Consider the following 12,032-nt stretch of genomic DNA (forward strand, 5'->3'; position numbering starts at 1 on the left):
GTTATTTCCCGGGAAGATACTTCGCGACACCCGTCTTGCCCGTCGCGGCGGGCAGTTCCAGATCGGGCAGCGGGTTTGCCTCGAGCACATACTGATTGAACATCCCATCCACCGCGCCGCCATATACTTCCCGGAACTGTCCGCGAAGATCGTCGTTACTCAAATTGCCGCGTCCCAACGCCAGGATAGACGCCATCGCTTCGTTCAACGTCTTGCCCTGCACCTTCAACTCTCGCTCCATTAGTAGCGCAAGCAACGCGCCTTTCGCGTATACGATCCGCCTCATTTTGAAATCGCGTTGCGACAATGCGGACGCATCCAGAAGGCTCACGGGCTTGTCGCCTTCCAGATAACGCATTTCCGCGTTCAAATCGGCGAAGCACGCCGTCGCAAATTCCGCGTCAATAAGCCCCGCATCCCGTGCCGCGCAGATTCCGTAGTACTCCGTAAACCCTTCGTGAAACCAGTTTGCATCCGGCTTGATAAGCCGGGAAGTGTTCCACCAATGAAACATCTCGTGCGCCAGCGTCACGGCTTCAGGTGGCTGTACCGCGCTGAACTGTCCTGACGAACCTCCTCGAATGAACCCGCGCGGCACAACAATCACGCAAAAAATGTCGCCCGGTGCGCCGGGTGCACACGCCGCTATGTCGCGTTCGATCTTTAGAACGCGAAGCAGCGACGTGTTCTCCATCCCTTCTACTCCTACGCATACTCCCACCCGAAAGAGAATCTCGTCCGCGCTGAATTCGGTCACCGAGATCGGACCAATCCCAATGTACTCCGGGATCATGCCGCCAGCCCCCTCGCCGAGTACAAATGCGCCGTCGTGTTCGACCCACGGTGTCACAGCGGTCCATCCACCGGGCAGGTCAAAGCGAATCCGCTCCGCGCCCGCGACAATACGCTGTGGCAGGATCGTCGTCGTACGGAGTACGCCAAGGTCCCCCGTCACGCGGGCGCGCGCGTCCGCTGCGGTCGCCCGATCCGACGCTGGCGGATAGAACGTTGGGTCCACGTCGTACGCGATGCGCACGGTTCCCGCCGTGTCGGTCGGCAGAAAGCATCCGGTACCTTCTCTACTGTCACGCTTCGAGAACGGCCGAGTCTCCACTCGAATCTCGTGATCACCCTGAAACGCAACAATGCGCTGGATGGCGTCCGGTTTAAGTTCCGTGAAGTCGAATGACGGACCGGACGACCGGCCCGCCGGAAGCGTTATCGATCCGGAAATATGTATCGACGGCAAATCCTCGCGTTTGACCGTGACCCGGATTTCGTTGTCATCCGCGGCGTTCGCGCAGACGGATCCGATGCAACACGCGATGCCGGCAATTACGCAAAGCGTCCGTACGCGCCGATTGCATCTCATGGCGCCTCCGATCTGTCTTCAGTCGCATCCTCTTTGCGTGCAAGAGCTAGTTCCGAAAATCATACGGCCCTCTGTTCACATCGGCCGGGCCAATATTCTCCGGCCACCCCGTCTCGGGCTTCACGCCGAAAACCTCGCGCACGCATTCAGTCATCTCGAATCCAAACTCCGTGCACGGCTCGATATAGCTCCCTTCACCCCACTCATTCACAGGGCCAAGAATAACGAGCGGCTTGTTCGTCTCCCCGCAAAATGCCTTGGCTTGTTCAAGCAAACTTCGAAAGTGCGCGGGAGTCCTGCCGTCGATGACAAACGCCTTGTCGCCGTGCCATGGACGCGAATCCCATCCCGTATCGACAACCGGATAATACATGAGCGCGCCCGCGTCCGTGTTCTTCTGGCGCCACGACGTCGTGACGGTCCGCACTACATCGTCGAAAAGCGCGTGCTTCGAAACATTCGTGTCCGGGGCGATGGCGCCCCACTCATGATACGTCGTGATCCCGCTGAATCCCTCCACCACAAGGTTCTCAATGTGCGACTTCGCAAAGCTGTAGCCCATCGCAACGAACGTGATACCCTCGTACCCCGCATCCTTCGCCATCTGCTGCGATTCGGCGATCGCTTCCTTCACCGCATCCACGCCGCCGAGGTCGTTGCGCAAGTTGTCGGGCGACCACAAAAACACCGCGGGCTTTTCGTCGATGCGGTAGTACGCGGGCAGATTGAAATAATGATCGATCCAATGCTGCGTGACTGCGCGCCAGTCCTCGCGGCTGTGCGTCTTCGGCGGATTGTGGTTCGCCCACATAATCGCTACCTTGAGCTGGTCGCGGTATCGCGCCTTTCGGTATGCCTCGAACCAATGTTCGAGCGACCGCTTGCCCGCCACCCAGTACCAGTCGACAAGAAACACGCCAATACCATTCTCCACCGCCCACTTGACCTGCCAGTCCACACATTCCGGATTGCCTTCGTCGTAGTATCCAAGCAGCGGTTTCCGGTTCGGCGCCGTGTTTCGAACCGGCTCCCATTTTTTCGGCGCCTCCCACCCGGGAAAGTAATACGCCGCAACATCGATGGACGTCGTTATCGGTCTTGGTTCCGGAACGTAATCAGCGGATTGAATCGCTCGCGCCGGCTCGAACTTAAGTTCCGTGCGCTCGCCGTTCACCGATATCGCGCGAGTGACGGCCTCGGCAGTGACCACGGTCCAGACAACGTCCGCCGTTTCGTTGTACGGCAGATCTCCGACGGCTTGTGTCGTCTCCCCTGTGCTTAATGTCAAACCTTCCGGAAGCGACAGTTCCGCTGTGAATCCGCGCGCAGCAGCGCCCCCGAAATTCTTGAACCGCGCCAACACCCGGCACGGCCGTTCCGCCCGGTTCACGCCGTTCTCGAAGCCAAGATAGGTAATCGCCACGTCGGCTTCACCGCCCGGTTCGTTTCCGAGCGCCACGTTCAACACGCGAGCACCCGCGGGCAATTCGAGACCCAACGCAGCGATCGTGCCGCACCACCCGTCGTTCTCACTTATCGGAATATTGTAGATGTGCTCGCCCTGCCGTAGCGGGACCGCCGCGCGCTGCATCCCCACACGTTCGCTCGTACCCCAGCAGACGTTTGCCGCATCGCCGCTGCGTTCGGTGTTCACCACGAGCGTCGCAAATTTCGCCGAACTCGCCGGCAAATCGAGACGATTCGTCCATAAGACAGGTGATCGCTCAATACGGTTCTGCAAAAGTTCCCCGGACTCGAAGGTGGTTTGCTGCAGATTCGCCGCATTGCCCCATTCGAGGATGCGAACAAAATCGATTTCAAAGTGCGCGTTCGCGAACACATCCAGGCGGAACTGCCGAATCGTCCCTTCCCGCTGCCAGAACGGGAACAGAACAACGTCCTCCCAATCCCCCGTACCTGCAACGGCAAACCGCAACTTCTTCTGCTCGGTCAATCCGCCGTACTGGCCCTCCAACGTCCCCGACCAGAACAGATCGCAGACGCCCGCCCGGCTCGCCTTCATTCGAATGTGAACGTACTCCCAAGGCGTCGCCGCGAACTCCACCGAGCGGCATGTGAAGAAGGGGTCCCAGTCGGTTGTATCCGCGCAGACGACGCCGTCGCGCACGGCTACGTTTGCGAGGTGCGCATTGGGTACCCAAGTTTGCAGGGCGCCGGGTGAGTCGAACTCCCACTGCGGGAACGCGGCGACGGGAAGTAATAATAGTGCTAGATTGACCATTTGAAATACGCCCCATCAAGAATCGCATTGCTTTTATTGATTTTTTGTCAAACATTTCCATCGAAAACAGCATAACGCATTATTTTATAGTAAGTTATGATAAGAACATTCATGTCGGCATCTTTATCTTATTTCTGAGCTAAGATAAGGGAAAGGCGTTTTCCTTATCTTATCCTTGAGCTAAGATAAGGGAAAGGCGTTTTCTTTACCTTAAGAACAACTTAAAATAACGATCAAACACATAGGCCCGAAACCTCTCCTTTGTTGTTGCCTGCGCGATGATCCCAATCCTTTCGAGGTCGCGCAGGAGCGCATTGGCGGTCGGTTGTGATATTCCCACGAACTCTTCCAAGTTCGCAGCCGTAATGACGGGCGTTTTGTAGAGGACGTTGAGCGCCTGCCTGGCATTTGCAGCTCGCTTACCTAGAGACAATATTTTCGACTCAACCTCAGTCCGCAGTAAGAGAATCTCTCGAAAGGTGTCCCGGCCTTTGGCGGCGGTTTCCGCCACGCCGCTAAGGAAAAACCGCAGCCAATGAATGAGATCGTTCGAAGTACGGGCACGCATTAATGCGTCGTAGTAGCTTGCACGATTGCGCTCGAAGAAATCGGACAGATACAGAGATGGTTTGGCAAGCATTCCGTTGCTCACCAGGTATAGCGTTATGAGCAAACGCCCGATGCGGCCGTTGCCGTCGAGGAATGGGTGAATCGTCTCGAATTGATAATGACTGATGGCCGCGCGCACGAGGTGGGGCACCTCGATTTCTTCGTTGTGCCAAAACTTTTCGAGATCGCTCATCAATTCAGGGACCTCTTCGTGGTACGGCGGAATAAAGGCTGCGTCGGAGAGATTCGAACCGCCGATCCAATTCTGGCTTTTACGATATTCACCAGGTAATTTGTGGTCACCCCTCACACCACGCATGAGAATCTGGTGGGTCTGGCGTAGCAGCCGGTTCGAGAGCGGCAACGACTCTAGTTCCTAAACCGCTGTGCTCATCGCCTCTACATAATTCTGGACTTCCCGCCAGTCGTCGCGTTTCTCCGGCTTGATTTGATCTTCGGGCAACAGCGCTTCGTCAAGCCCCGTCTCGGTGCCTTCAATCTTGCTGGAACTCTGCGCCTCCTTCAGCACGTGCATTTGGATGAACAGGTCGATGTCGGGGACGATCAGCGAAAATGCGTTTAACTCGCCCAGCGATTGCGTTGCTTTCTCAAGCAACAAATTGATTGTTGGGTCTTCCCACGTCCATGGCTGATTTACATGCTTCGGCAGAAAACTTTTATACCGGTACTGTGTCCGCCAGACACCGGCTTTGAAGTTCTCGAGCTTCATACCTTAACTATGCGTCATCGCGCGGCGCTATTTCAGCACTTCCGCAAGTGCGGTGCAGAGCGCGTCCATGTTGGACGACGTCATCCCCGCGACATTGATGCGCCCGGAACCGACGATGTAAATGCCGTACTTTTCCTTCAACGCATCCACGTGCGCCTTCGTCAGTCCCGAAAACGAGAACATCCCCTTCTGCTTCGTAAGAAACGAAAAATCCTGCGCAACGCCCTTGGCCTTGAGCGTATCCACAAACAGCGTGCGCATTCCCGCGATGCGATCGCGCATGCCCTTGACTTCGCCTTCCCACTCCCGGCGAAGCGCTCCGTCGTTCAGGATCGTCGTGACGATATTCGATCCGTGCGCCGGCGGGTTCGAGTAATTCGTACGGATGATGCGCTTCAGATGGCTGAGCGCCTTTTGCGCGTTCGATTCCGAATCGGCCACAAGCGTGAGCGCCCCCACGCGCTCGTTGTACAGCCCGAAATTCTTCGAAAAGGACGAACAGATATACATCTCCCTACCTGACGCAACGAACGGCGCGAGCCCCCGCGCGTCTTCCGCGAGACCGTCCGCAAGACCCTGATACGCGAAATCGAACAACGGCACCCAGCCCTGCGCTTTGGCGACCTCGGCAATTGCGTTCCACTCCTCGACCGTCGGGTCCATACCTGTCGGGTTGTGACAACACGCGTGCAACAACACGAAATCGCCGGAGGGAATCTTTTTCAGCGCATCCATCATTGGACCGAAATCGAGCTTCTTGCCCGACGCGTCGTAATACGGGTACGTCGCCGTCGCAAGACTCGACGCCGCGAATATGCTCGGATGGTTCGGCCACGTCGGTTCGCTCAACCACACCTTCGCGTCAGGCTTATGAAATCGGATGAAATCCGCCGCTACGCGCAGCGCCCCGGTGCCGCCCGGCGTGTGCGCCGTTACGCAACGCTTGCTCGAAACCGCCTCGTGCCCGGCCCCGAACAACAACGCCTGTACTGCCCCGCAATACTCCGCCGTCCCGCTGTTCGGGTTTACATAGTTCTTCGTCTTCTCCTCGGCAAGAATTCGTTCCTCTGCCTTCTTCACCGAATGAAACACCGGCGTTTTCCCGTTCTCGTCGCAATAGACGCCGATGCTCAGGTTGATCTTGTTCGGGTTTGGGTCCTTCTTGAACGCTTCGGTGATCCCCAGGATAGGGTCCGGCGGCGCCATCTCCAGCTTTTCAAACATGTGCTCCCCTCTCTGGGCCGCGCGGTAGGTCAAGTCATCGCGGCTAACGGGATAGTCTAACGCGTTGGACCAGGGGTGTGCGAGTCGGCCGAGCGGTCGCGTCGGCGCCGGCAACACAGCCGTTACCGAGATTCGCGCGGATGAGTTTCGACGATCGAGGGTTTGGGCGCAAGGCCAAGCCGGTGCAGTTGCGTTTGCCGCATGTACGCGACCACGTCCGCGGGAACGTGCCGCGGCTCGGCGTGAATGGCCGCGCGCACGTAACCGACCATGCGCATAACTGCGCCGATAGCGATGGGCCGCACGCCAATCCGCGCAGCGCATTTCACGATCTCGAACAGCGGATGGTTCCCAAATGCGTAGTCCTGCATGCCGTCGCGATAGCGCGCGCTGATTAGTCCGCCGAGTGCGGTGCCCATGGGACGGTAGTGGTTCACTTTGAGATCGGCGAAGGTCTCGCATTCCCATCCGTACATCTGCACCATGATTTCGGCGATGGCGTCGATGCCGCCGCGCGGCAGCGGAATGTAGCCGCCGATGCGTTCGTAGGCGTCGCGCCGGAAAAGCTGCACGGCGCCCGCAACACTGTTCTTCACGATTTGCTGCGGGATGAACTGTCCATCGAGGTAGTCGTAGATATGCCCGCCCGCCAAACCGAGACGCGGGCATTCGATCATGCGCGCGACAACGGTTTCAAAGTATGCGGGATCGAACTCGACATCCGCGTCCAGGTTGCCAATGAATCGATACGAAACGTCCGTAAGTTTCCGTTCTCCCGCGCGGATTGCGAACACCTTCGACGCGAAGGACCGGTTGGGGTCTTTTTCGACGCGGACGAATTCGATGAAGGAGTGGCGCGCCGCGTAGTCCATCACGATTTCGTCGGTGCGGTCCGTCGAGGCGTCGCTGACCACGACCCACCGCCGGGGCAGGAGGGTCTGGTTCACAACAGACTTCAGCGTCTTTTCGATATATGCCGCTTCGTTCCGAGCGGGCGTAATGAGTACGTAGTGTGTGTCGGACATTGGACGATACTGGCCCCACGTGCCGCAGAGTATGGAATTGCGCGCGCGGACCAATCAAGGGATCGGACCGCACGGTGTTCCCGCGTGTCCAACCATGCGAACACGGCGTTCGTCAGATTGCGCGCGGGTTTGACCGAAACATATACTAGGCATGACTGCGGGCTTTTGGCGTCATCCCGAGGAGCGGGAAGCACGTTGAAGCCATGTTCGAGTGGGTACCCGGTGCGACATATCAACGCGATAGGGAAGTAGCCATGTCTTTTTTCGGAAAACGGTTGAGCGTCATTAGCGCAACGCTTTTAATTTCAATAGTTTATGGATGCAGCGGCGGCGATACGACGGGGCCGTCTCCGGTGGATTCCGGTACGCCCGTCCCACCGCCCTTGTCGCCAGTGGCCGCGCCAAAACCGGTCGAGCCCGGTGCCGCAGCGCCAGCCCCCGCCGAACCGGTCGCGACCCCAGCACCCGCACCAACCGCTACTACAGCGCCCGCCGCTCTGTTCCCGTTGCTCGCGCCCGAGGAATTCGGCAAAGAGAAAAACGGCGCTCCGCAGGACTGGTGGGTGTCAGCGCCGGCGCGCGTTTCCGTTGCGGACGAAAAGGCGGCCGGCGATGCGCCCGCATGGGTAATCGCGCCGGATGCCAAGGAGGATACACGGCTTGTCCGCACGATATATGCGAACGTCGGGGGAGAACGGCTCGAAGTGAAGGGCCTGGTGAAGTCGGCGGAAGCCGGTGTCGTGACGGTCGCGATCGCGGGCAAGTCCGAGGGTAGAGAGATTTTCGCTTCCACAACGAACAAGGGCGGAGACGCGTGGGAAGAATTCCGCGTGACGACCGATCTGCCCAAGGTCATCGACAAAGATTCGCTCGCCGTGCGCGTGGGCCTTAAACCGGGCGCGAAATCTCCCGCGCTGCTCTCCGCGATTGCCATCAACCATGGCGCCGTGCCGGCCGCTGTGGCACCGCCCGCGGCCAGCACTCCGGTAGCCAAACCCGCCGCCGCGGCGTCGAGTCAACGGTTTGAGGAAGTGCCTTCGGTGTTGCTGGCCAAAGCCGAGTTCGATTCCGAAAAGGACGGCGCGCCGCAGGACTGGTGGGTGTCGGACAAGAAACTCGTCAAAAAGAGCAAATCAAAAGGTCCGGGCGATTCCGTTGCGTGGACGATCAGTTCGGGCAAGAGCGACGACACGCGAATGGTCCGTACGATTTTTACCGACTTGAGCGGACAGAAGATTGAGGCGAAAGCAAATGTAAAAGCGAGCGAGGCGGAAGCCGTAACGCTTGCGATCCTGTGCAAGGCCGACGGCAAAGAATTCTATCAGGCGGCGATGAACAGCGGTGGCGATGACTGGGCCGAACTGAGCGTATCGGCACGACTTCCCGAAAATATCGAGAAGGAATCGCTCAGTATCCGTATAGTCGTGAAGCCGGGGCTGAAGAAGCCGGTCGAGGTTGCCGGGGCCGAAGTCCATCGCATTGAGAAAGTACCCGCAGCGTCGTTGTCTCCCATATTCAAGCGCGAAGAATTTGCGAACGAGAAAGATGGTCTTCCGCAGGATTGGTGGGCGTCGGATAAGGGCAAGGTGAAGGCGGGTGGCGCCAACGGACCGTGCGGCGGAAAGGCATGGCAGTTGTCGCCGGACGGCGATGCGACCACGCAGATTGCGCGCACAATTTACACGGACCTGAGCGGCAAACGCGTCGAATTCGTCGCGCACGTCAAATCGTCCGAGGCGGGCGCGGTAGTCATCTCAGTCAACGGCAAGTCAAAAAGCGGGGATATTTACGCGGCGGCGCGCAACAAAGGCACCGGCACGTGGGAACGCTTGCGCGTTGTGCAGGACTTGCCCGAAGGCATCGAAGAAAACTCTTTGAGCGGGCGCATCACCGTGCAGTCGGGCGTGAAAACGGCGGCGCTGGTGTCCTGCGTCGAGTTCAATACCGGGCCGGCCGGCGGCCAGTAGCCTGCGGGCCACTGCCGGCGCCGCGCACGCGATGGCCGCACCGACCGACCTCAGGCATGTCGTCCTCGTCACGGACGATTTCCCGCCGGTGCGCGGCGGAATCGCGCGGCTGCTGCGTCTCACCGCGTCGTGTCTGCCTGCCGACAGGATTCGCGTTTTCGCGGCGGACTGCGCGGGCGCGGCGGAATTCGACAGTACGTCAGCCATTGCAGTCTCGCGGTTTCGCTTTCGCGCGGGCACAAGCGTCTTAACACTCGTCGACACGCTGTTACTCGCCCCGAAGATAATCGCCGCGTTGCGAAGTAACCAAGACTCCATCCTCTATCTCGGCAACGTGTGGCCCTTCGGTTTGGTGGGACTTATCGCACGCGCACTGGGGTTTCGCTATGTCGTTCACATTTACGGGCTTGAAGTCCTTCCCTCGCGCGGCCGGATCATCGAATCCCTGCGCGAGCGCATTTTACGTAATGCGTCCCATGTAATCGCGATTAGCCGGTTCACTCGCGATTTGGCGCTGTCTCGCGGAGTTGTTTCCGGCAATCTTTCCGTCGTATGCCCATGCATCGATCCGAAACCATTTCAAATAGACGACCCAGCGGTGGTGCGCCGAAGATTTGGCATGGACGAGAAGCGCGTCCTGCTTACCGTATGCCGTTTGTATGCGCGCAAGGGTGTCGATCGCGTGATCGAGGCGCTGCCGAACGTGTTGGCGGAGTTTCCCGATGCCTTGTACGTGGTTGTGGGGAACGGGCCGGATTTGCCGAGACTCGAAGCGCTTGCCGCGCGCAAGGGCGTGGCGCATGCCGTGCGGTTCGTGACCGACTGCGGCGACGACGACCTCGTGCGGTATTACCATGCGTGCGACGTGTTCTTGATGATTAGCCGGTACATCAAGGAAGAGGCGGACGTGGAGGGCTTCGGAATCGTGTATCTCGAGGCGAACGCGTGCAGAAAGCCGGTCATCGCGGGGAACAGCGGCGGCGTGCCCGACGCCGTTGAAGACAACGTGTCCGGCTTGCTGGTCGATCCCGAGAGCGCGGACGAAGTTGCCGGCGCGATTCTGCGACTATTCCGCGATCCGGCGATGGCGGCGCGGCTCGGCCAACAAGGGTACGAGCGGCTGCACAATGAACTGGGACTCGAAGTCTACGCGGCGCAAATCCAGTCCGTTATCCGGTCTGTCCGTTAACCCTAAAAACGGCAGTTGAACGGGACTGACACCGTCTTTCGCGTAGGCCTTGCGAAGCGAAACACGGTGTCTGTCCCTCACCGAGACGGCGACGGTCGCGTTTCTCGCATCACCTTGTAACCCGTAACGTTATCCACAGGTTGGTGGTTCAACTGCCGTTTTCAGGTTAACCGCCGACCAGTCGCCGTCGAATCCTGCGCAGCGCCTCTGAACGTTCGGACGGTCGAAACACGGTGACCGCGCACACCGCGGCAAAAGCTACGACAAGAGCGACTCGCGCGATGAGGCTCGGCGCGATGCTCCACGTGAGCGCCACGGACGCCGCGTACAAGGCGGCGATGGTGATTCCGAGAAGACACGCCAACTTGCCCCACGCGTGCGGAACCGGGTAGCACCGTTGCGTGAACCAAAATGTGAGCGCGAGCTCGACCGCGTAGGCGAGTACGGTTGCTTCCGCGGCGCCTATTCCGCCGCGTGTACGAATCAGAAGGACGCTCAGCACGATTTTGGCAATGCCCGCGGCGCCGACGATGACGGATGCGAGCACAGTGCGGTGCACAATCGACAGGCTGGTCATGACCATGAGCGCGGCGCCGTCGCACGCGAACGACAGCGCGAGCCAGTGCACGTAAGCCGTCGCGCCACCGTAGTTCTCTTGCGGCGCGAGCACCCAGAGGATCTCGTTTGACGCGGCGGTAATGACGACGGTGATCGCGGCCATACCCGCGAGCAGCATCCGGAGAATGTCCGCGAAGCGTTCGGGAGCTTCGGGTTCGTTGGCGAGTCGGTATGCGTAGGGCGGGTACGCGGTTTGGATCGCCTGGCTGACGATGACGACCATCAATCCAATTTTTGCGGCGACGCCGTATACCGCGAGTTCTTCTTTCGTCACCCATGCGTTTAGAAAATAGCGATCGGAAACCGTCAGCAGCGCGCCCCCGATGCCCATGGGGATCAACGGCAGGCCGAAGCGCAGCATGGGACGCAGCATGGCCCATCGCACGACGGGCCGGTACCAACGGGCGTTTGCGAACACGCCAACCAGTGTCAGCGAGGCAAGCCCGCAGATGTCGCCGAGGATCACGCCGGTCAGGCCCCACTTCATCCAGAAGAGGAATATGGCAATCGCACAGGGACCGACAACGGCGCGAACGAGGTTGATTGCCATGAATTGCAGGCTGCGTTCGCGCGCGCGAAGCCATGCGAGCGGAAGATTGCTCAACACCGTAAATGCGGCGTCCACCGCGACCAGCGCAAACAGCATGGCCTTATCGCCCGCGCCAAACACGAGCATCGACATTTGTTCTTGGAACGCGAAGGCCAGCCCGCACAAGACGGCGCACCACGCGGTAAGAAACGTTACAGTCGTGCCAAAGAGGTCCTTCAGGTCCATGTCTTCGTGCATGTGGCAGAACCGGACCAGGGCGGGGTTGAGTCCGAGATCGAGGAGCACCGTCATGAAGATGATCGTGGTCGTGGCCAACTCGAAGTCGGCGTATTCCCCCATCGTGAGCGTGCGTGTGTACAGCGCGATCAGCGCGAGCGTGACGCCGCGGTTGATGACGATGCCGATGCCGTAAATAGCGGCGTTCGAGAGGGTGCGGGCCGCGCCGGTCATGCGGCGTTTTCGCGCGAAGCGCCGTGGAGTGCGGTGCGGCAGGACCGCCCTTCCGT

7 protein-coding genes and 1 pseudogene are annotated in these 12,032 nt (G+C 59.4%); 2 read left to right on the forward strand and 6 right to left on the reverse strand.

The genetic code is table 11. From position 1 onward, the window contains the following. Nucleotide 1: 1 nt before the first annotated feature. From HUU46_21910 to HUU46_21930, 5 genes and pseudogenes are all read right to left on the reverse strand, one after another. The gene (locus HUU46_21910) at nucleotides 2–1,372 is read right to left on the reverse strand and encodes a hypothetical protein (GenBank protein ID NUM56303.1); all 1,371 of its coding nucleotides are present in this window, start codon (nucleotides 1,370–1,372) and stop codon (nucleotides 2–4) included. A gap of 46 nt (nucleotides 1,373–1,418) precedes the next feature. Then, nucleotides 1,419–3,614: a glycoside hydrolase family 99-like domain-containing protein gene (locus HUU46_21915; protein ID NUM56304.1), complete on the reverse strand. Its 2,196-nt coding sequence runs from the start codon at nucleotides 3,612–3,614 to the stop codon at nucleotides 1,419–1,421. A gap of 205 nt (nucleotides 3,615–3,819) precedes the next feature. Then, nucleotides 3,820–4,953: pseudogene (locus HUU46_21920) on the reverse strand (Fic family protein). A 27-nt stretch (nucleotides 4,954–4,980) separates the two neighbouring features. Continuing rightward, nucleotides 4,981–6,177, reverse strand: a complete 1,197-nt coding sequence (locus HUU46_21925) for an aspartate/tyrosine/aromatic aminotransferase (GenBank protein ID NUM56305.1) — start codon at nucleotides 6,175–6,177, stop codon at nucleotides 4,981–4,983. 122 nt (nucleotides 6,178–6,299) lie between these two features. Next, nucleotides 6,300–7,202 carry a glycosyltransferase family 2 protein gene (locus HUU46_21930; GenBank protein NUM56306.1) on the reverse strand — a complete coding sequence of 301 codons (903 nt, stop codon included), beginning with the start codon at nucleotides 7,200–7,202 and terminating at the stop codon, nucleotides 6,300–6,302. Nucleotides 7,203–7,456: 254 nt separating this feature from the next. On the opposite strand from HUU46_21930, the gene HUU46_21935 reads away from it, so the two are divergent. Further along, nucleotides 7,457–9,169, forward strand: a complete 1,713-nt coding sequence (locus tag HUU46_21935; protein ID NUM56307.1) for a hypothetical protein — start codon at nucleotides 7,457–7,459, stop codon at nucleotides 9,167–9,169. Nucleotides 9,170–9,200: 31 nt separating this feature from the next. Continuing rightward, nucleotides 9,201–10,358, forward strand: a complete 1,158-nt coding sequence (locus tag HUU46_21940; protein NUM56308.1) for a glycosyltransferase family 4 protein — start codon at nucleotides 9,201–9,203, stop codon at nucleotides 10,356–10,358. 166 nt (nucleotides 10,359–10,524) lie between these two features. Here HUU46_21940 and HUU46_21945 read toward each other — a convergent pair whose 3' ends face one another. Next, on the reverse strand, nucleotides 10,525–11,976 hold the full coding sequence (locus tag HUU46_21945; GenBank protein NUM56309.1) for an oligosaccharide flippase family protein: 1,452 nt from the start codon (nucleotides 11,974–11,976) through the stop codon (nucleotides 10,525–10,527). Nucleotides 11,977–12,032: the final 56 nt, after the last annotated feature.

Source organism: Candidatus Hydrogenedentota bacterium, from assembly GCA_013359265.1.
Classification (GTDB): domain Bacteria; phylum Hydrogenedentota; class Hydrogenedentia; order Hydrogenedentales; family SLHB01; genus JABWCD01.